Source organism: Lutibacter aestuarii, assembly GCF_042676885.1.
Taxonomy (GTDB): domain Bacteria; phylum Bacteroidota; class Bacteroidia; order Flavobacteriales; family Flavobacteriaceae; genus Lutibacter; species Lutibacter aestuarii.
Genome location: NZ_JBHTIC010000020.1, coordinates 293,732 through 315,463, shown reverse-complemented (window position 1 = coordinate 315,463; position 21,732 = coordinate 293,732). Strand labels below are relative to the sequence as shown.

The following is a 21,732-nucleotide window of genomic DNA, read 5'->3' as shown; positions in this document are numbered from 1 at the left end:
GCAGATGGTACTGCCACTCGGTGGGAGAGTATGTCACCGCCTTTCTTTTGAAAACCTTCAACTTTATTGTTGAAGGTTTTTTTATGCTAATTTTTTTAATTAAAGCTAAAATCCATTTATTGTTTTATATTTATAGTATTCTAACTAAAATAGTTAAATCATGAAGCATCAAAATTATAGAAATCATAGAAGATTTGTAGTAGGTTATCATATCGTTACTTTTTTAATAATATTGCTTTTTATTGTGGGTTCAATTAGAGGTTTATTAAAAGCAACAGATGACAATTTGTATTCTACTTCTTTATTAGTATTAGTGGGGTTTATTTTACTACTTATGTTTTTTTATTTAAGAATTTTTGCGCTTAAAGCTCAAGATAGAGCTATCCGAGCAGAAGAAAAACTTAGATATTTTATTTTGACAGGAAAAGCATTAAGTACTACAATAACTACACGCCAAATTATTGGATTGCGTTTTGCGTCTGATGATGAATTTGTAAGTTTAGTTGAAAAAGCAGAGAAAGAAAATCTTTCAGAAAGTGAAATAAAAAGATCGATAAGAAACTGGAAACCTGATCATTATAGGGTGTAAGAGCTAGCTTATTTTTGAAAATTACTCAAATTCCTCTAAATTTTAGAGGAATTTTTATTTTTAAAGTATTTAAATCAAAAACTTAGTAATTTTACAAAATGTATGGAATTTTAGATTGTAATAGCTTTTATGCATCTTGCGAACGCGTATTTAAACCTCATTTAATTGGTAAACCTATTGTTGTTTTATCAAATAATGATGGTTGTGTTATTTCTAGAAGTGATGAAGCTAAAAGTTTTATTCCAATGGGTGCTGAAGCTTTTAATTATGAAAAAGTGTTTAGAGATCATAAAATTCATGTGTTTTCATCTAATTATTCTTTGTATGGAGATTTGAGCTCTAGAGTGATGTCTATTTTAACTACATTCACCCCTGAAATTGAAATTTATTCCATAGATGAAGCCTTTTTTAAATTAAAGGATGTGGCATCTAGTGATATTGAGGCCTATATTTTAGATATTAAGAGAACTATTGAAAAATGGGTTGGAATACCCGTTAGTATTGGTGTTGCACCTACAAAATCACTTTCAAAAGTAGCTAATAAAATAGCTAAGAGGTATTCAAGTAGAACAAAGGGTGTTTATGCTATTGTAACTGAAAAGCAACGTATTAATGCTTTAAAATGGACTAAAGTTGAAAATGTTTGGGGAATTGGAAGGCGTATTTCAAATAGATTAAAAATACAACAAATTTACACAGCACATGAATTTACATTATTGTCAGATGAATACGTTCGTAAAAATTTTTCTATTGTTGGATTGCGTTTAAAACAAGATTTGTTAGGAAAACCTATTATAGGATTTGAACAAGTAAAAGATAAGCAAAATATTGCAACTACCCGTACTTTTGAAAGTGCTTTAAAATTATATGAACCTATAAAAGAACGTATTGCTACCTTTGCAAATGCCTGTGCAGAAAAACTCCGAAAACAAGAATCTGAATGTACTTGTTTATACGTTTTTTTAAAAACAAGCAAATATTCTAAAACTTCAAGAAATGTGGGTTTAGTTGTTCATTTACCTTATGCTACTAACTCCAGTTTTACAATTTGTAAATATGCTATAAAAGGGTTAAATCAACTTTATATAAAAGGGTACAATTATAAAAAAGCAGGTGTAATTGTTATGAATTTAAAACCTGCATCAAAACATCAATTTTCTATTTTTGAAGATGAAAACCCAAAGCATCAAGTATTAATGAAAATACTTGATACGTTTAATTTAAAGTATGACAAACCTAAAATTAGAATTGCAAATCAAGATTTAAATAAAACTTGGAAAATGAAGCAAGAACATTTATCCCCAAGATACACAACGGTACTTAATGAAATAATTGAAGTAAAATGCGAGTAAAAAAATTTGAAAGTAAAGTATTAACAATATATATACCAGAACAATCAAAACTTATTACAAGACCAATTGTTAGTGAAAATATTCCAGCAGGATTTCCTTCCCCAGCTGAGGATTTTCAAGAAGTACGCATAAGTTTAGATAAAGAATTAGTTAAAAATGAAGCTGCTACTTTTTATGCTAGAGCACGGGGAAACTCTATGATTGATGCTCATATAGAAGATGGAGATTTATTGGTTATAGATAGAAGTATTGAGGCTAGAAACGATAAAATTGCAATATGTATGATTGATGGTGAATTTACCGTTAAGAGGTTAAAAGTTGAAAGCGATTGTATTTATTTACTAGCTGAAAATAAAAATTATAAACCAATAAAACTTACAGAAGGAAATGAATTGATTGTTTGGGGAATAGTAACCTATGTTATAAAAAAAGTGTAATTTTTAAAAATTACACTTTTTTTATTGATTAATTATTTTAACACTTCTAAAATTGTTTTACCTGTACTTCCGTTAGGTTCTGTTATTTTTAATAAATTGGAAAGAGTAGGAGCAATATCTACTATTGGATAATAACGAGCAGATTTACCTTTTTTAATACCATTTCCATAAAATAATAAAGGAACATGAGTATCGTAGGCATAACCAGATCCATGTGTGGTTCCAGTTTTAGAGCGTGAAATTGTTGAAGGATATGGAATTAATAGTACATCTCCAGATAATTTTTGATTGTACCCTTTTTGCAGTATCTGTAAAATCCCTGAATTAAAACTTGTTGTTTGCAATGTATGTGCTGTAACGGTTTTATACACACTTTCAAAGTTAATAATCTCATCCGCTAAAATTTGAGATACTTCATGTACGTTTAAGTTTAGTTCTTGAAGTTTTTCTTTGTTTAAAAATAGTTGATAATTGGAGATGTTTTCAACAATTTTATTTGAATTAAAATACTTAGTTGTAATTTCATTTACAAAACTTTTAAATTTTTTTGTATTAAAATAACCCCCAGGAATTTTAAGAGAGTTTAAGTAAGAAGGTACTTGTACCGCTGCGTGATCTGCAGTTAACATAATAGTATATTTATTTTCTCCTATTTCTTTATCTAAAAAGTCAATCAATCTTTCTAATTCTTTATCTAATCTAATATAAGTGTCTTCTAATTCTTTTGCATTTACTCCAAATTGATGTCCTACATAGTCTGTACTCGAATAACTAATAGCTAAAAAATCGGTATAATCACTTTTTCCTAAATTTTCACCTATAATAGCAGCTTCAGCAAAATCTGTTGTAATAGTATTTCCTGAAGGTACTGCTTTTAATAAGTTATAATTTCCATTTAATTTTCTTAATTCGGCAAGGTTATAAGGAAAGGTAGGGGTTGTTTTTCCTTTAAATAAACCTTCAAACTCATTATTGTCTGGAAGTGTCTCTGTATAAGTTGAAATGTCATAATAGGTATTCCAAGTTTCATTTAAATAAGTAGTTGCTTTTCCAGAGTTGTTAAATTGTTTTACCCAATTTGGTAGTTCGTTCATATAAAATGTACTGGTAATAAATTTACCTTCGTCACCTCCTTCAAACCAATAAGCAGCATTTGCGGTATGCCCAGCTGGTAAAATAGCAGATCGATCTTTAATAGCAATTCCTATTGTTTTTCCTTTTGAATTTTGCGCTAACTTTAATTGGTCAGTAACCGTTGTTGTTACCATCCTGTGGGGTGATTTATTACCTCCAGAATTTGCCCCTACAGTTTTATAATTATTATCATCTACACAATAAATTGATTTTTTTTCATACTTATCATACCAATTATTTGAAATAATTCCGTGATTGGTAGGTGTAGTTCCTGTATAAATTGAAGTATGCCCAACGGCTGTGTATGTAGGGATGTAGTTATAGTGAACATTTTCTAAGTTATAACCATTTTCCATTAAACGTTTAAATCCTCTTTCTCCATATTTAGTATAAAAGCGTATTAAATAATCGTACCGCATTTGATCTACAACTATTCCAACAACTAGTTTTGGAGGAACTGTTTCATTATTTGTAATAGGATATACAGTTATGGCTTTTTGAGTACTAATCGGACTAGTTGAAGTTGTAGATTTTGATTTAACAGCAATACATTGAGTTAAAATTGCACTTAAAAATATAAGGATAAAAAGCTTTTTCATTTTTAAAATTTAGGTTTCATATTAACAAAATCAAAAGTACTATTTTTTTTATGCCTACTATTAATTTTATGTTACAAAAAGAATATACCTAGTTTTAATTTAATATTTTAGCAAAAATTAATATTTAATGAACTATTTAGAGCATATAGGAAAGTATTTTATAATGCTAAAGCAGGTTTTTAAAAAACCACAAAAATGGTCGGTTTTTAAAGAAATGTTATTTAGAGAAATTGAAGATTTAGGATTGAAATCTTTAGGAATAATTATGTTTATATCGTTTTTTGTTGGTGGTGTTGTAGCGATACAAACAGCGTTAAATGTAGACAGTCCTTTTATCCCAAAATACCTTATTGGTTTTGCAACTAAACGTTCTATGATTTTGGAGTTTGCGCCAACATTTATGTGTGTAATTTTAGCAGGTAAAGTAGGCTCGTATATTTCTTCAAGTATTGGTACTATGAGAGTTACAGAACAAATTGATGCTTTAGAAGTAATGGGAATAAACTCATTAAATTACTTGGTACTACCTAAAATTATAGCGACCTTGTTTTTTTATCCGTTATTAATTTTATTAGCCATGTTTTTAGGAATTTATGGAGGCTATGTGGCAGGAACACTTACAGATTTATTTTTTAGTGAAGATTATGTGTATGGAATTCAATTAGATTTTAATCCTTATTTTATAAAATATGCCTTAATAAAAACCTTGGTTTTTGCATTTGTAATTGCAACCATTCCTGCATATCATGGCTACTATGTAAAAGGAGGTTCATTAGAAGTTGGACGAGCAAGTACACAAGCTGTGGTATGGACAAGTGTTGTAATAATTTTACTAAATTATTTTTTAACCCAAATGTTATTAGGATAAATGATAGAAGTTAAAGATTTATATAAAGAATTTAATGGCATACCTGTTTTAAAAGGAGTTTCTACAACTTTTGAAAAAGGAAAAACCAATATGATAATTGGGCAAAGTGGTTCAGGAAAAACAGTTTTTTTGAAGTGCTTACTAGGTTTGCATATACCTGAAAAAGGAATTATTTCTTTTGATGGAAGGAAGCATACCGAATTGGACATTAAAGAACGCAGACAATTGCGACAAGAAATAGGCATGGTTTTTCAAGGAGGAGCTTTATACGACTCTTTAACAGTTGAAGAGAATATTATGTTTCCCCTAAAAATGTTTACTGATAATTCGTATTCAGAGATGTTGGAACGGGTAAATTTTGTTTTAGATAGAGTAAATTTAGAAAATGCCAATAAAAAATTTCCATCAGAAATATCAGGAGGAATGCAAAAAAGAGTTTCAATAGCAAGAGCTATAGTTATGAACCCAAAATATTTATTTTGCGATGAACCTAACTCTGGATTAGACCCAAATACTGCAACTGTAATAGATAATTTAATTCAAGAAATTACTAAAGAATATCAAATGATTACTGTTATTAATTCACATGATATGAATTCTGTAATGGAAATTGGAGAAAAAATTATTTTTTTAAAAAATGGTGTGAAAGCTTGGGAAGGATCCAATAAAGAGATATTTAAAACTGAAAATGAGAGCATTGTAGATTTTGTTTATTCTTCTAATTTATTTAAAAAAGTTAAAGAGGCTTATTTAAATGAAACAAAATAGAAAAGTTGTTTGTTTTTTTAAATTATACCTTTATATTTGCACCCGCTAAAAAGGAAAAGAATGACCTGGTAGCTCAGTTGGTAGAGCACCTCCCTTTTAAGGAGGTGGTCCTGGGTTCGAGCCCCAGCCCGGTCACAAAAAACTTCTCAAAATAGAGAAGTTTTTTAATTTGAAATTTTGGTGAGATACTCAAGTGGCCAACGAGGGCAGACTGTAAATCTGCTGCGCAAGCTTCGGAGGTTCGAATCCTCCTCTCACCACCAAAAAAGCGACTCAAATTTTGAGTCGCTTTTTTTAGTTTACAATAAGAGTATCTAAGTTTAACCTAGTTTTAAGCCATTTTTTAAGTAGTATTTCTTGCTGATTAGTATTGGGGACAGAATCGTGCCAAACGGTGTTAAAAACCGTAATGGTATCTATAGTGTTAAAGTTTGTTTTAATTTGTTTGGCGTAACTTAATTCTTTTAATCCATTGTAATTTATTTGAGCTTCTTTACTAATTTGCATAAATGGTATTTGAGCGTTATAATATTTAGACAATTCAATTTCTAATATTTTAATTTTATCTTCTTTTTCTTTAATAGATTCATCTCTGTTAGTAATGATTTTTTGATTTTGAACATACAAATCTGTTAAATTCTTTACTTCATGTCTTAAATCTGAATCATCCACACCTTGTTGAATTTCTAGTAAGGTTGATTCTAAGCCATATTCAGGCAATCGATTATTCCATTTCTCAATTTCACTTGCAGATAATTTATTACCATAAACAAATATTTTTACACGTTTGTTGTGGTAATCAATATTTTCATCAACTTCATCTATAATGCTAATTCCATCTTTTTTGATATCATCAATTAGGTTTTGAGCAGCTTGCCTAAATTGGTTTTCCTTAAATAAATTGAAAAATAGGTAAATACTTCCGGTAAGAACTAAAAAAGCAACAAATGAAGCTAAACGGGCAATACGTTTTCTTTTTGTTGAATTGATATATTTTAGCATTGGAAACCCTAAAAATTTAACAATTACAAAAGTTGCTAATGCTATAAAAATGGTGTTTATAGTAAACAAAAACATGGCGCCGCCAAAGTAACTTAAATTCCAAGTAGCAAGTCCATAACCAGCTGTACAAAGTGGAGGCATTAGCGCTGTTGCAATTGCAACTCCAGCAATAGTATTCGTTTGTTTACTTCTTCTACTTAAAGCAATAATTAAAGCTAAACCACCAGCAATGGCAATAAAAACATCTCGGACATCTGGAGCGGTTCTAGCTAGTATTTCTGGAGTTTCATTTCTAAATAAGGGGATTAAAAAGAAGAAGAATGATGTTGCTAAGCTTAATACTACCATTACTCCTAAATTAATTAGTGAGCGTTTTAACGTATCTATGTCATTGATTCCTATAGAGAGTCCAACACCTAAAATTGGACCCATTAGAGGAGATATAAGCATCGCTCCAATTACTACTGCAGTAGAACTTACATTTAACCCTATGGAGGCAATTAAAATTGAAAAAACCAATACCCAAGCAGTATGTCCTTTCATAGATATATTCCCTTTAATATCTTCAATGGTAGCTTCTTTGTCAGTATCTTTTCGAATGTCCAACAATTCAATTAAAAATTGTTTGATACTAATCCAATACCCGTTTAGATCTGGATTAGTAGTATTTTCAGAAGTTGTAAATTTTTCTTCTGATTGATTGTTTGTGGTATTTTCCATATTTAATTTGAATTAAACATATTTGTTTCCAAAAGCTTTTTGAACTTCGTTGGTTATTTCTTTAATATCTTGCTCTTTATTTTTAGGACAAATAAGAATGACATCTTCTTTTTCAACCACAATATAATCATTTAATCCTTGTATTACTACTCGTTTATTATTTTGAGTTTTAACAATATTGTTGTGAGCGTTTCTAAATACAACTTTTCCTCCCACAGTTGCATTTTTATTTTCATCTTTTGAAAGTTTTGAATAAAGTGACCCCCAAGTACCTAAATCATTCCAATCAAAATTAACTGGCATAATAAATACATTGGAAGCTTTTTCCATGATACCAAAATCAATAGAAATATTTTGAGATAAAGCATAATTGTTTTTTATAAAATTAGCTTCATCAGGGGTATTATAAAAACAATTTCCTTTCGAAAAAAGTTGAAACATTTCAGGTAAATAAGTTTTAAAGGCTTTCAAAATACTTTTTACACTCCAAATAAAAATTCCGGCATTCCAAAGATAATCACCACTTTTTAAAAATTGTTCAGCAGTTTCTAAATTGGGTTTTTCAGTAAATTTTTCAACTGTTTTTATGTCTTTATCTGAGTTTTTATACTTGATATAGCCATAGCCTGTATTAGGTGAAGTTGGCTGAATACCAAGAGTTAGTAAAGCCTCTTTTTTAGAACAAAAATTAAAAGCAGTAGCAATGTTTTCTAAAAACTCTTTTTCATTTTCAATCCAATGATCTGAAGGAGCTATCACCATAACTCCATCTGGATTTTCGGCATTAATTTTTAAAGCACTATATAAAATACAAGGAGCAGTATTTCTCATTGCAGGTTCAAGAAGTAATTGGTTTGATGAAACTTCAGGCAGTTGATTTAAAACTAATTGCTCGTATTTTTTATTAGTAGCAATTAAAATGTTTTTTGAAGGAATTATTGATTTGAAGCGTTGATATGTATTTTGAATTAAAGTGTTTCCAGTTCCAAGCATATCATGAAATTGTTTTGGAAATTCCTGAGTACTTATTGGCCAAAATCTTGAGCCAACTCCACCAGCCATTATAATTGCGTAGTAATTGTTATTCATTATCATTTTTTAAATATAAAACCTCTGCATTTTTATTAAACAAATAGGTTTTTTTACTTTGTAATTCAACACATTCAAAACACGTTCTTCGAATGCTTCCTTTTTTATAATTTTTATTATTAAATTTAAAAATACTTCCGTGTGCTAATTCAAATATAAAGTTCTTTCCTGACATTTCATCATATTGTTTTAAAGCGTATGTTAAATTCACATCGGAACCCGTACTAGCTTTAGGATTTTTTAAATAGTTTGCTAAATGTGGAAGAATGTTTTCAGGAAAAATTGATGGCTGTAAAAAAGGCAACATTAAATGTTGAAAATTTTGTTTCCATTCAAGCCCATGAGGTTTGCTGTTTTGGTATTTTTTATAAGTTATAAAATGAGCAATTTCATGTATTAAAGTGAGTAAAAATTGAAATTTATTTAAATTATTATTTAATGTTATTTGAAAATTACCATTGCTAAATCTTTTAAAATCACCATGTTTAGTCCGCCTGTTGTTAACTATTTTAATATAAATTGGGTGTTCAGTTAGAATTTCTTTAACTAAAGGAATTGCTTTTTCTGGAAGATATTTTAAAAGAAGTTCACTCATAAAATTATGGTGTTGTTGAAGACACTTGAATTATTTTTCCATTAAAAAATTGATTTCCTGTTAAAGCAAAATTGTACATGTAGCTTGCCATTTCTTTTGCAGAAACGGGAGCTTTATAGCCAGGAAAAGCTTCTTCTAACATTTCGGTTTGTACAGCGCCTAAAGCTAATGCATTAAATGAAATTTGCTGCTCTTTATATTCTTCTGCAAGTAATTCAGTAAGGGTTAAAACTGCTCCTTTAGAAGAACTATAGGCTGCTAAGCCTGGGAATTTCATACTTCCCTGTACGCCACCAATGCTGCTAATAGTAACCACATGACTTCCTTTAAAAAGAAATGGAATTATTTGACGAGTTAATTCTGCCATTGCAAAAACATTTACTTTATAAACTTCTAAAAAATCGGTTGAAGTTAAATTTTCAAAAGGTTTGTTAATTAATTTACCAGCATTATTTATTAAAATATCTACTTTTTTCCAGTGAGAAGCTATAAAATCGATTACTTTTTTTAAATCTGATTCATTAGATAAATCCACAGATAATGAAGTGATATTTTGAATATTAAGGTTGTTTAAAGGTTCAGAATTTCGAGATAAAGCCAAAACGTTATGGTTGTTTTTGGCAAATAATTGTGCCAATTCAAAACCAATTCCTCTACTGGTTCCTGTGATAATTACATTTTTCATTTTAAATTAATTTTCAAAAATTATATGTTGATATGCTCCAATATCTGCAGGCATTGTTCTTTGAATTCCTAAAATATCATAAGGAACTATACTTGTTGCTTGAGTAGTTGCTTTTTGAATTCCCTTAGAATTTTCACCAATAATTAATTGATTGCTGTATGGAGCTTTAAAATCTGAGATTCCATTAAAAATATTGTCTATATAATGATTTGAATCTTCAAAATTATATGTTTCAATAGTTGTAGCGTTTTCATTTAAAAGGTCGAATTTAATTAAGTTATTTTTAAACAAATAATTAAATTCAGTACCTTCAACTTTGTCTAAAATAAATTCATTTATATTACTTCCATCAATAATGCAATTGGTAAAATTAGCTGCAGCCAAAGTTCTAGTTTCTACAACTTGAGCATTATTTTTAAAATAAGTGAAATAATTGTTAATCAAAACGCTAGGGAATTCACGAAAACTGTTATTCCAAAAATTAGCAAATGTTGAATGAGTAAAATTATAAGTGCCGCCAATGGTACATGCTAAAGATGATTTACCACTGTTGTTTATAACGATGTTTTCTCCTTTAATATTGGTTTCTCGACCTAATAATCCAAATGATAAACTATTGTAAATTTGAGTGTTTTTTATGGTTAATATTGGAGTTGAAGAAAAACCCAACGAATCTACAATAATACCTGCTGAAGCATTTTTAATAATTGTATTATTTATTTCATGGTGGTTACTACCAGCGCGTAACCAAATGGTTCCCCATTGACCTGGAATATTTTTATATGAAGGCTCTAACCGATCTCCTTCAATTATAACTTTATTGTTCAACTCTCCATTAATAATTAAAGAGGAGTTTTTAGAGGCAATTAATCCAGAGTTTGAATGGAAATAAAGTTTACTTCCAGCTTCAATTATAAGTTTTTTTCCTTCTGGAATTGCACAATAACCATAAATTACATAAGGTTTTTCATTAGTAAAAACAGTATTTCCATTTAAATAAAATCCTTGAGTTCGAATTTCTTCTCCCTCATCATCAACGCCTATATTGATAGTTGCTATAAATCCATCTGTATTTTTTGATGGATATAAAAAGTGAGCATCTTTAACTAAGGTAACTAACTTTACATCTTGAAGTTTTTCTCCTGCATCAAAAACAATAGAATCTGTATAAATTGGGTTAGAAATTTGTTGGTAGTTTATAGTAGTTTCAATAAAAATATAGATACTGTCTTTGGCTAAAATTTCAACATTATCGAAATTTTTTCCTGGAACTCCATCTACGTTTAATCTATAAAATGAATTTTCACCTCGGCCTAATTTAATGGAGGGAATAGAAATAGCCTTATTGCTTTTATTGTACACTTTTAAATTATAAGTACTGGAACCGATATTTGTAAATACCGTATCTAAATAAACAGTGTCTTTTGAAAAAGTAAGCTCTCCACTACTTAATTCTGTTGAAAAATCTTTTCTACAAGATGAAAAAAATATTGTAAAAATTAAAAAAGTAATGGTATAACGCATTGAGGATGTTTTTGTAAAGATAAGAAGAATGATTCAGAATTATTTTTTAATCAATTCAATTTCATACAATTTACCCCAATGTTTACCAGTAACAAAAAGTCTATTATTTTCTTTGTCAAAAGCAATACCATTTAATACTTCATCATCATCGGTTAAATTTTGTTCTTTTAAAATATCTTCTTTTAAACTGTTTAAATTAGCAACGCCTTCCACTTTTCCTGTCTTAGGATTTATCATTAAAATAGAGTTTTGTTGCCAAATATTTGCATAAATTAAGCCATTTACATACTCTAATTCATTAAGTTTTTCAACTTTTCTATCGTTGGTATAAGCTTCAATATAACTTTCTTCAACTAACGTTTCTGGATTTAAAAACCAAATACGTTCGGTTCCATCAGTTTTTAATAATTTTTCACCATTATTTGCAAGTCCCCAGCCTTCTCTGCTTTTGGTATATTTAAACTCTTTTTCTTTCTCAAAAGTATCTAAGTTATATACAAATCCAACACCGCTTTGCCAAGTAAGTTGATAAATTTTATGGTTAAATATGGTAATACCTTCGCCAAAATATTGGTCATCTAAATCTATTTGTTGTAATACTTTTCCAGATGTAAGTTCAACTTTTCTAATGTATGAACTTCCTTTTCTCCCTGTGCCTTCATATAAATAACCATTATAATATTCTAACCCCTGTGTAAAAGCATTTTTATCATGAGGGTATTTGTTAATTATTTTAAAGGTATAAATATCAGGTGCTGTATCAGCGGTAAAATATATAGGTTTTGTAATTTTTTTAGTTTTGCTTTCAAAAAAAACAATAGCAGTTATGGTGTGCTTACCTAACTTATAATCTCTAATGTTTATTGTTGAAGTATTGCCTTTATTTATAATTTTATTACCATCAATAGAAAATTGAACAGAATCTATTGGTTTATTGTTTTTTTCCGAAATTGAAATGGTTAATTCTTGATTGCTTTTTATTTTTTTAGGAGTATTTAAAGTGAATTTATACTCACTTTTACAGGATATTAGTAAAATAAAAGTTAAAAAACTAAATAGAGGCTTATAGGACATAACTTTGTTTGAAGATTTATATTTTTTATGTAAATAAAATAAATTATTTGTTTGAAGTTTCAAAAATATAGTTAAATTTGCAGTCTTAAAAATAAAAATAGAATTAAAACGAGTTTACGATGAGAAAAGGTATACACCCAGATAATTATAGAATGGTAGCATTTAAAGATATGTCTAATGAAGACGTGTTTTTAACTCGTTCAACAGTAAATACTAAGGAAACTATTGAAATTGAAGGTGTTGAATATCCTTTAGTAAAATTAGAGATTTCAAGAACTTCACATCCATTTTACACTGGTAAATCTAAATTAATAGATACTGCTGGACGTATTGATAAGTTCAAATCTAAATATGCTAAATTTAAAAAATAAGCATTTTTTAGTTTAAAAATATTTAAAATCCTCAACGAAAGTTGAGGATTTTTTGTTATTAAATACTTAGGTTTAAGATAGATATGAATATTTTATAAAAAAATTGCTATATTGTATAAAAAATCTACACTATGCCAATTTATATGGATCGTCATGATATCCCAAAAGAAATTAAAGCAGAACATGTAGCTGAGATGCATCAAATTGATTTAAAAATTGAACACAAATTTGGCTGCAGGGGATTAACATATTGGTGTGATGAAGAAAGGAATACTGCTTTTTGTTTGATTGAAGCTCCTAATAAAAAAGCCATTCAAGATATGCATAACCAAGCTCATGGTGAATTTCCTCATAGCATTATTGAAGTTGATAAAAAAATCGTTGAATCTTTTCTAGGAAGAATTGAAGATCCAGTAAAAGCTAAAAATACGAAGTTAAATATTATTAATGACCCTGCTTTTAGGGTTATTATGGTCTTAAAAACGAGTAGTTTTTTAAATAGATTAGAAGCCAATCAGTTTAGTTTATTTTTGCAAAAATTTCATAATAGTGTTTTAAAAACCTTTAAACATTTTAAAGGAAGTATTGTTAAAAGAGATAATAATCACTATTTAGTATCTTTTAAATCGGTAAGTTATGCTGTAACTTGTATGTCAAAAATTCAATCAAATTTTAAATACATTACTCCAAAATTTGATTTAAAAAATAGGAGGATAAAAATTGCATTAAGTGCTGGTTCTCCAGTTTCTGAAAAAGAAACAATTTTTGAAGAAGCCATAACATTGGCTACAAGAATGTGTGATATTGTTAAAAATCAATTAGTAATATCAAACGAGGTAAGAGAGTTGTATGAAAGTGAAAATAGAAATTTGATTATTGATCGAGAATTGATAAAAGTTTTAAAACCAAACGAAGAAGTTTTTTTAAATAAATTAATGAATTTTGTTGAACAAGTTTGGAATAAACCAAGTTTTAAAGTAGCTAATTTTTGTAAAGGTATGGGGTATAGTAAATCTCAACTTTATAGAAAATTAATACAATTAACAGGAATGTCTCCAAATAATTTTATTAGAGAATTTAGACTACATCAAGCTCTAGGATTACTCCACAAACAAAGCCAAAATATCTCTGAAATAGCTTATGAATCTGGTTTTAATAGTCCAGCGTATTTTTCTAAATGTTTTATAGAAAAATATGGAATTTTACCCTCAAAATACATTCAACAACATAAAACTTAGTTTAATTAAGTTTTATAAATGACCCAAAATTATACTTATTTGAATTAAATATAGAGGTGTGTTCCTTTATATATTGTTAAAATTGGTTATATAAAAGATGAACTAATTAGGTTGTTAATTTTTAATAATTAATAATCGTAAAGAATATTTATTTACTAACCTAAAAATAAAATTTATGTTTAATTCAATAAATAATTTAAACGAATCAATTATTGAAGAATTTAAAGCTCAAATAAGAGGTGAGTTGGTTTTTCCAAATGATTTTAATTATCATACTGCTCGTAAAGTCTATAATGGTATGATCGATAAATATCCAGGTTTAATTGTTAAATGTATAGATGTAGCAGATGTTATACATTCAGTAAACTTTGGAAGAAATAATGATTTGCTAGTAGCTGTTAGAGGTGGAGGTCATAATGGAGGAGGATTAGGAATTTGTGATGATGGTTTAGTGATTGATTTATCTGGAATTAAATTTGTAAGGGTTGATATTTCAGACCGTACTGTTCGAGTAGGAGGGGGTAATTTATGGGGAGAAGTAGACCATGCAACTCACCCTTTTGGATTGGCAATACCAGCAGGAATTATTTCTACAACGGGTGTTGGAGGCTTAACTCTTGGAGGTGGTGTTGGTCATCTTTCTAGAAAATTTGGGTTAACCATTGATAATTTATTAGAAGCGGATATGGTTTTAGCTGATGGTAGTTTTGTTACAGTAAATGCCAAACAACATCCTGATTTATTTTGGGCTATTAGAGGTGGAGGTGGAAATTTTGGAATTGTAACTTCTTTTAAATTTAAAGCATATAAAGTAAAAACGGTTATTGGAGGACCAACTTTATGGCCAATTGAAAAAACTGAAGAGATTATGGAATGGTATCATAATTTTATTCAGAATGCTCCTGATGAGTTGAATGGATTTATTGCGACTATGATTATTCCTGGAGATCCATTTCCTAAGCATTTACACAATAAACAATTCTGTGGTATTGTTTGGTGTTATGTAGGTGACCCAGCTAAATTTGATAAATTGTTTGAAGCTGTATTAGAGTTAGATCCTTTATTTCAACATGTAGGTGAAATGCCATATCCGTCTATACAAACCTTGTTTGACGGTTTGATGCCTCCTGGGATGCAATGGTACTGGAGAGCCGACTTTTTCAATGAATTGGGAGCAGAAGTTAGAGAACAGCATTTAAAGTTTGGTTCAAATATTCCAACACCACTTTCTCAAATGCATTTATATCCTATAAGTGGAGCAGCAAGCAGAGTTGGGGCTCAAGAAACACCTTGGGCGTACAGAGATGCTAAGTATGCTGGAGTTATAGTTGGTGTAGATCCAGACCCTAAAAAAGCTGACAAAATTACCTCGTGGTGTAAAGATTATTGGCAAGCTTTACACCCATATTCATCAGGTGGCGCATATTCAAATTTTATGATGGATGAAGGGCAAGACCGTGTAAAAGCAAGTTATAAGCACAATTATGAACGCTTAACAAAAATTAAAAAGAAATATGATCCAACTAATTTATTTAAAGTAAATCAAAACATTCAACCAAGTAACTAATTTAAAATCAAAATAATCATGAAAACTACTAAACTAATTGTCATTTTTATAATGACATTATTCATTACAAATTGCTCGAATAAAAAGGCAGAGAAACAAAATAACTCAGATGAAAAAATAACTGAAGTTGTTGAAAGTACACCTGAAGAGGTAAGTTTATTTAATCGTTTAGGAGGTGAAAAAGGAATTTCTATGATTGTAGATGATATTGTTCAGGCTCATTTGGACAACCCAACCATAAATGAAGTTTTTTTGCCTTTAAAAGAAAACCCTGAACACTTTGAAGCTTTTAAACGTCACGTAAAAGAATTTTTGTCAGCGGGTACTGGAGGAGGAGCCACTTATACTGGGAAAGATTTACCAGCTGCTCATAAAGGTTTAAATACCACTGAAGCTCAATTTTTGGCAGCTGTAGATGATATTTTAGGTGTTTTAAGCAAGCATAATATAGATGAGGAAACCAAAAAAGATATGCTTTATATTTTGTATTCTATGAAAGGAGCAGTAATTGGATTATAATTATTTTTTAAATAACTAAAACCTATTTTTATAGAATATTAAGTATAAAAAACCCATTGTAAAAAACACAATGGGTTTAAATTATTTATATATGTTCTATGTAACTAAGCTAACATTGTTACAGGATTTTCAATGTATTGTTTTAAAGTTTGTAAAAATGCAGCACCAGTAGCTCCGTCAACCGTTCTGTGATCACAAGCTAAGGTAACTTTCATAGTATTTCCAACAACAATTTCTCCATTTTTTACTACTGGTTTTTGAATGATAGCACCAACGGATAATATAGCTGAGTTTGGTTGATTGATGATTGAAGTAAATTCTGAAATTCCAAACATTCCAAGGTTAGAAACTGTAAAAGTACTACCTTCCATTTCTGCAGGAGTTAATTTTTTAGTTTTAGCTTTAACTGCTTTATCTTTTACTTCTGTGCCTATTTGAGTTAAACTTTTTTGATCTGTAAATGGAATCACAGGAACAAGAAGTCCATCTTCAACTGCAACAGCAACACCAATATTTACATGGTGGTTTATTCTAGTTCTATCATTAAACCATTGTGAATTTACTTGAGGGTGTTTTTTAAGCGCCATCGCACTTGCTTTTACAACCATATCATTGAAAGACACTTTGGTATCAGGAATTTCATTAATAACTTTTCTTGACGCTATTGCGTTATCCATATTTATTTCCAACATTAAGTAATAATGTGGTGCAGTAAATTTAGATTCGGCTAATCTGCGTGCAATAGTTTTACGCATTTGAGAATTGTTAGTTTCTTCAAAGCTTTCTTCTCCTAAATTGATAGGGGAAGTTACTGTAGTTGTAGCTGTAGCTGTAACAGGAACAAAGTTCTCAATATCGCGTTTTATAACTCTACCGTTTTCACCAGAGCCAGCTACTGTTGCTAAATTGATACCTTTTTCTTCAGCAATTTTTTTAGCTAAAGGGGAGGCTACAATTCTACCTGAAGTATTTACAACGGGTGCTGCTACTTGCTCAACAACAGCAGTTTTAGGTGTATACACTTCTTTTTTAGGCTCTTCAACTGGTGCTTTGGTTTCTTTTTTAGTAGAAGTTTTTTCTTTTACAGGAGTTTCTAAATTAAAGTTTTTTACAATATCATCTATATTTTCGCCTTCTTCACCTATAATTGCTAATAAAGAATCTACAGGAGCACTTTCACCGTCTTCTAAACCAACATATAAAAGAGTTCCTTCGTTAAAAGATTCGAATTCCATAGTTGCTTTGTCAGTTTCAATTTCGGCTAAAATATCGCCTTCTGAAACTTTATCACCTACTTTTTTTAACCACTGAGCAACAACCCCTTCGGTCATTGTATCACTCAAACGCGGCATTGTAATTATTTCTGCCATTTATCTATGTTTTAAAAATGGATAATCTTCTTGTTCGTAAACTACATCATATAAAAGTTGCTTATCTGGGAATGGAGATTCTTCAGCAAACTTTTGACATTCTTCAACTTTATCTTTAACTTCTTGATCCCAGGCTTTTATTTGTTTATCAGTAGCGTATTTTTTCTCTTTAATGATATTTAATACCTGAGTAATTGGATCAATTTTTTTATATTCCTCAACTTCAGCTTTTGTTCTGTATTTTTGAGCATCACTCATTGAATGACCTCTATAACGATAAGTTTTGATATCTAATAAAGTTGGTCCATCTCCACGTCTAGCACGTTCTATAGCTTCTTCCATAGCTTCTGCAACTTTAACAGGATTCATTCCATCAACTGGGCCGCAAGGCATTTCATAACCTAAACCTAGCTTCCAAATATCTTCATGATTTGCTGTACGTTCAACTGAAGTTCCCATAGCGTAACCATTATTTTCACAAATAAAAACTACAGGAAGTTTCCAGTTTATAGCCATGTTAAATGTTTCGTGTAAAGATCCTTGACGGGCTGCACCATCACCAAAATACGTTAGTGTTACACCATCTCTGTTGAAGTATTTGTCTGCAAATGCTAAACCTGCTCCTAAAGGAATTTGTCCACCTACAATTCCATGTCCGCCATAAAAATTGTGTTCAGGCGAAAAAATATGCATTGAACCACCTAACCCATGCGAAGTACCAGTTTCTTTACCTAATAACTCGGCCATCACTCTTTTTGGATCAACACCTAACCCAATAGGTTGAACGTGATTACGATAAGCTGTAATCATTTTATCATTTTTTTTCATAGCGTGCAAAGCACCTGCTAATACAGCTTCTTGACCGTTATATAAATGTAAAAATCCTCTTACTTTTTGTTGAATATAAAGAGCCGCAAGTTTGTCTTCAAACTTTCTCCAAAACAACATGTCTTTATACCAATTGATATAGGTCTGTTTCGTTATTTTTTTCATTTATTTAAATAATATATGTTTTTAGTCGAATTGCAAAAATACTATAATTGTGTAATGTAGCCAAGTATAAGCTCTTTTTTTACGATAATGTTTTCGAAATTATGAATAGTATTTATAAAAAAAGTCTTGAAATAAATTCAAGACTTTTTTGTAATCGATGTTCCAAATTAATCTTCGATGTAATCTTCAATAGGATTACAAGAGCAAATTAAATTTCTATCTCCATAAGCATCATCAACTCTTCTTACTGAAGGCCAGAACTTATTTTCTTTAAGATAAGGTAATGGAAAGGCAGCTTGTTGACGTGTGTAAGGATAATTCCATTCATCAGCAGTTAGCATTTCTTGTGTATGAGGAGAATTTTTAAGTGCTGAATTAGTATCACCACTTTCCATAGCATCAATTTCTCCTTTGATGTTAATTAATGCATCACAAAAACGATCCAATTCTGCCTTGTTTTCACTTTCTGTAGGTTCTATCATTAATGTTCCTGCAACTGGGAATGATACTGTTGGAGCGTGGTAACCGTAGTCCATTAATCTTTTTGCAATATCGGTAACTTCAATTCCTTTTTCTTTAAAAGCTCTAAAATCAACAATCATTTCATGAGCTGCAAAACCATTTTCACCTGTATAAAGTATACTATAATGTTGTTCTAAACGAGCTTTTAAATAATTGGCATTTAAAATAGCGTTTATAGTAGCTTCTTTTAAACCTTTAGTACCTAACATTTTTATATAACTATATGATATTAATAATACTAAAGCTGATCCCCAAGGAGCCGATGAAACTCCTGTAATTGGTGTTGTTCCACCTGTAGGAATTATCGGATTTGATGGTAAAAATGGAGCTAAATGTTTTGCCACACAAATTGGACCTACGCCTGGACCACCACCTCCATGTGGAATTGCAAATGTTTTATGTAAGTTTAGGTGGCAAACATCTGCACCAATGGTTGCAGGGTTGGTTAAACCTACTTGGGCATTCATATTTGCACCATCCATGTACACTTGACCTCCACGTTGGTGAATGATTTCGGTTATTTCTTTAATGGTACTTTCAAAAACACCATGGGTTGATGGGTAAGTAACCATTAATGCGGCTAAATTTTCTTTATGTAATTCGGCTTTTTCTCTTAAATCATCTACATCAATGTTTCCTTCAGCGGTTGATTTAGTTACCACAACTTTCATTCCAGCCATAACTGCCGATGCAGGATTTGTTCCATGAGCAGATGCAGGAATAATACATATATTTCTATGATGATCACCTCTTGATTCATGGTACGCTTTAATTACCAATAAACCAGCGTATTCACCTGAAGCTCCTGAATTTGGTTGTAATGAAGTTGCATAAAAGCCAGTAATTTCATTCAAAGCAGTTTCCAATCCTTTTATAACTTCTTGATAACCTTGTGCTTGTTCTATAGGTACAAAAGGATGCATTACTCCCCAGTTAGGCCAGCTTAAAGGTAACATTTCAGTTGCAGCGTTTAATTTCATTGTACAAGAACCCAAAGAAATCATAGAATGATTTAATGATAAATCTTTACGTTCTAATTTTTTGATATAACGCATTAACTCGGTTTCTGAATGGTAGTTTTCAAAAACTTCATTAGTCATAAATTTTGAAGTTCTTGTTAAATTGGCTGGCAGCAAGTTTTCTTCGATTTCATTAAATGACACAGCTTCTTTACCTTCAGCTTCGGCTAAAATTTCTAATATTTGATTTACATCTTCCAAAGAAGTAGTCTCATTTATTGAAATATTTACAAGTTTATCTGATGGATAAAAGAAATTGATACATTTATTTTCTGCAATTTCTTTCACTTTTGAAGCGTTTGATACTTCGGCTAATAACGTATCAAAAAAGACCTTGTTTTGTTGTTTTATATTTAACTTTTCAAGCCCTTTGTTAAGAGTGGCAGTTAAATTTTGAATTTTAGTAGCAATATAAGTTAATCCGTTAGCTCCATGATACACACCATACATTCCAGCCATTACCGCTAGCAATACTTGTGCAGTACAAATATTTGAGGTTGCCTTTTCTCTTTTAATATGTTGTTCACGAGTTTGAAGTGCCATACGTAAGGCTCTGTTTCCGTCCTTATCTTGTGTAACACCAATAATTCTACCAGGAATATTTCTTTTATAGGCTTCTTTTGTCGCAAAATAACCAGCGTGTGGTCCTCCATATCCCATTGGAATACCAAAGCGTTGAGTAGTTCCAACAACAATATCTGCTCCCCATTCTCCAGGAGGTGTTAATAAAGTTAAACTAAGTAAGTCTGCAGCAACAACAATTTTAGCTTCAACAGATGTTGCTTTTTCAACAAATGGTGTATAATCAATAACTTGTCCAGTTTTTGCTGGGTATTGTATAATTGTACCATAAAAATCTTCAGTGAATTCAAAAGACTCATGATTTCCAATAACTAATTCAATTCCTAAAGGAATGGCTCTTGTTTTTAAAACATCAATGGTTTGAGGTAAAACTTCTTCCGAGACAAAGAATTTTATTGCATTGTTCTTTTTTTGGTCTCTTGAACGTGTATTTAACAGCATAGTCATAGCTTCAGCAGCAGCAGTTCCTTCATCTAATAAAGAAGCATTTGCTAACTCCATACCTGTTAATTCACTCACTATTGTTTGGTAATTTAACAAAGCTTCTAATCGACCTTGCGCTATTTCAGCTTGGTAAGGTGTGTAAGCTGTGTACCATCCTGGGTTTTCTAAAATATTACGTTGGATAACCCCAGGTAAAATAGTTGGATGATATCCTAAACCTATATAGTTTTTAAATAGCTTATTTTTATTGGCAAGTTCTTGAATATGTGTCATATACTCATATTCACTCATTGCTTTTGGTAAATTTAACTCGTTGGTAAGTCTAATATCGTTAGGAACAGTTTTATTTATTAATTCATCTACTGAAGAAACTCCAATAGTTTTTATCATATCGCTAACCTCATTTTCACGAGGACCTATGTGTCTTAAAACAAAAGAATCAGTTTTCATTTACGTATTGGTATATAAAATATTAATGTGTTCAAAAATACTGAAAATTCCAAGATCAAAGGGTTAATAATAGTACTTATTTATGATATTTTGTTAACCAAGAAACTTAGTATATTAACAATTACTTACTTTTGTTTCATGAATTCTTTAAAAAGAATAATAGATTTTTATATTTTTAGTAATATCCATGTAGCTTTAGCTGGGTTTTGTATTACAAAAAT

The 21,732-nt window shown here is 30.1% G+C and carries 19 protein-coding genes and 2 tRNA genes; 11 read left to right on the top strand and 10 right to left on the bottom strand.

All coding sequences use genetic code 11. From position 1 onward, the window contains the following. Positions 1-160: 160 nt before the first annotated feature. The 3 genes from ACFQZW_RS14085 to ACFQZW_RS14075 all read left to right on the top strand — a co-directional run bounded on the left by ACFQZW_RS14085 (position 161) and on the right by ACFQZW_RS14075 (position 2,378). Positions 161-589 (top strand): DUF6526 family protein, encoded by a 429-nt coding sequence (locus tag ACFQZW_RS14085; protein WP_386783795.1) that lies wholly within the window; start codon positions 161-163, stop codon positions 587-589. Between the two features lie 98 nt (positions 590-687). Further along, positions 688-1,941, top strand: coding sequence for a Y-family DNA polymerase (locus ACFQZW_RS14080; RefSeq protein ID WP_386783793.1), 1,254 nt, complete (start codon positions 688-690; stop codon positions 1,939-1,941). After that, the gene (locus ACFQZW_RS14075; protein WP_298263795.1) at positions 1,932-2,378 is read left to right on the top strand and encodes a LexA family protein; all 447 of its coding nucleotides are present in this window, start codon (positions 1,932-1,934) and stop codon (positions 2,376-2,378) included. The genes ACFQZW_RS14080 and ACFQZW_RS14075 overlap by 10 nt, the downstream gene beginning before the upstream one ends. Positions 2,379-2,410: 32 nt before the next feature. Here the strand turns inward: ACFQZW_RS14075 and pafA are convergent, their stop codons facing one another. Further along, on the bottom strand, positions 2,411-4,111 hold the full coding sequence (gene pafA / locus ACFQZW_RS14070; protein WP_386783790.1) for an alkaline phosphatase PafA: 1,701 nt from the start codon (positions 4,109-4,111) through the stop codon (positions 2,411-2,413). 127 nt (positions 4,112-4,238) lie between these two features. Here pafA and ACFQZW_RS14065 point away from each other — a divergent pair, with 127 nt between their 5' ends. From ACFQZW_RS14065 to ACFQZW_RS14050, 4 genes are all read left to right on the top strand, one after another. Continuing rightward, a complete protein-coding gene (locus ACFQZW_RS14065) occupies positions 4,239-4,979 on the top strand; it encodes an MlaE family ABC transporter permease (RefSeq protein ID WP_298263798.1) in 741 nt (246 codons plus the stop codon). After that, positions 4,980-5,747, top strand: a complete 768-nt coding sequence (locus tag ACFQZW_RS14060) for an ABC transporter ATP-binding protein (RefSeq protein ID WP_298263801.1) — start codon at positions 4,980-4,982, stop codon at positions 5,745-5,747. Between the two features lie 62 nt (positions 5,748-5,809). Beyond that, a tRNA-Lys gene (locus ACFQZW_RS14055) sits at positions 5,810-5,882 on the top strand. 44 nt (positions 5,883-5,926) lie between these two features. After that, positions 5,927-6,010 (top strand) — tRNA-Tyr (locus ACFQZW_RS14050). A 31-nt stretch (positions 6,011-6,041) separates the two neighbouring features. Here ACFQZW_RS14050 and ACFQZW_RS14045 read toward each other — a convergent pair. Genes ACFQZW_RS14045 through ACFQZW_RS14020 form a run of 6 tightly spaced genes read right to left on the bottom strand, consistent with a single transcriptional unit; the run spans position 6,042 to position 12,436 of the window. Next, on the bottom strand, positions 6,042-7,469 hold the full coding sequence (locus ACFQZW_RS14045) for a DUF389 domain-containing protein (protein ID WP_298263802.1): 1,428 nt from the start codon (positions 7,467-7,469) through the stop codon (positions 6,042-6,044). 12 nt (positions 7,470-7,481) lie between these two features. Then, the gene (locus ACFQZW_RS14040) at positions 7,482-8,558 is read right to left on the bottom strand and encodes a mannose-1-phosphate guanylyltransferase (RefSeq protein WP_372802198.1); all 1,077 of its coding nucleotides are present in this window, start codon (positions 8,556-8,558) and stop codon (positions 7,482-7,484) included. After that, positions 8,551-9,153, bottom strand: coding sequence for a SprT-like domain-containing protein (locus ACFQZW_RS14035; RefSeq protein ID WP_386783785.1), 603 nt, complete (start codon positions 9,151-9,153; stop codon positions 8,551-8,553). The genes ACFQZW_RS14040 and ACFQZW_RS14035 overlap by 8 nt, the downstream gene beginning before the upstream one ends. 4 nt (positions 9,154-9,157) lie before the next feature. Continuing rightward, on the bottom strand, positions 9,158-9,838 hold the full coding sequence (locus ACFQZW_RS14030) for an SDR family NAD(P)-dependent oxidoreductase (RefSeq protein ID WP_372802202.1): 681 nt from the start codon (positions 9,836-9,838) through the stop codon (positions 9,158-9,160). Positions 9,839-9,844: 6 nt separating this feature from the next. After that, positions 9,845-11,362: a hypothetical protein gene (locus tag ACFQZW_RS14025; RefSeq protein ID WP_386783782.1), complete on the bottom strand. Its 1,518-nt coding sequence runs from the start codon at positions 11,360-11,362 to the stop codon at positions 9,845-9,847. Positions 11,363-11,401: 39 nt separating this feature from the next. After that, on the bottom strand, positions 11,402-12,436 hold the full coding sequence (locus tag ACFQZW_RS14020; RefSeq protein WP_298263811.1) for a glutaminyl-peptide cyclotransferase: 1,035 nt from the start codon (positions 12,434-12,436) through the stop codon (positions 11,402-11,404). 119 nt (positions 12,437-12,555) lie between these two features. Here ACFQZW_RS14020 and ACFQZW_RS14015 point away from each other — a divergent pair, with 119 nt between their 5' ends. The 4 genes from ACFQZW_RS14015 to ACFQZW_RS14000 all read left to right on the top strand — a co-directional run bounded on the left by ACFQZW_RS14015 (position 12,556) and on the right by ACFQZW_RS14000 (position 16,131). Then, the gene (locus ACFQZW_RS14015; RefSeq protein WP_298263812.1) at positions 12,556-12,807 is read left to right on the top strand and encodes a type B 50S ribosomal protein L31; all 252 of its coding nucleotides are present in this window, start codon (positions 12,556-12,558) and stop codon (positions 12,805-12,807) included. A 131-nt stretch (positions 12,808-12,938) separates the two neighbouring features. After that, on the top strand, positions 12,939-14,045 hold the full coding sequence (locus ACFQZW_RS14010) for a nickel-binding protein (protein WP_386783779.1): 1,107 nt from the start codon (positions 12,939-12,941) through the stop codon (positions 14,043-14,045). Positions 14,046-14,220: 175 nt separating this feature from the next. Further along, a complete protein-coding gene (locus tag ACFQZW_RS14005; protein WP_386783777.1) occupies positions 14,221-15,612 on the top strand; it encodes an FAD-binding oxidoreductase in 1,392 nt (463 codons plus the stop codon). Positions 15,613-15,630: 18 nt separating this feature from the next. After that, entirely contained in the window at positions 15,631-16,131 is a 501-nt protein-coding gene (locus ACFQZW_RS14000; RefSeq protein WP_386783775.1) for a group I truncated hemoglobin, read from the top strand. Positions 16,132-16,235: 104 nt separating this feature from the next. Here ACFQZW_RS14000 and ACFQZW_RS13995 read toward each other — a convergent pair whose 3' ends face one another. The 3 genes from ACFQZW_RS13995 to gcvP form a co-directional block, all read right to left on the bottom strand. Next, positions 16,236-17,501: a pyruvate dehydrogenase complex dihydrolipoamide acetyltransferase gene (locus tag ACFQZW_RS13995; protein WP_386783773.1), complete on the bottom strand. Its 1,266-nt coding sequence runs from the start codon at positions 17,499-17,501 to the stop codon at positions 16,236-16,238. Then, positions 17,502-18,494 carry a pyruvate dehydrogenase (acetyl-transferring) E1 component subunit alpha gene (gene pdhA / locus ACFQZW_RS13990; RefSeq protein ID WP_298263820.1) on the bottom strand — a complete coding sequence of 331 codons (993 nt, stop codon included), beginning with the start codon at positions 18,492-18,494 and terminating at the stop codon, positions 17,502-17,504. A gap of 167 nt (positions 18,495-18,661) precedes the next feature. Next, on the bottom strand, positions 18,662-21,511 hold the full coding sequence (gcvP, locus tag ACFQZW_RS13985; protein ID WP_386783771.1) for an aminomethyl-transferring glycine dehydrogenase: 2,850 nt from the start codon (positions 21,509-21,511) through the stop codon (positions 18,662-18,664). Positions 21,512-21,732: the final 221 nt, after the last annotated feature.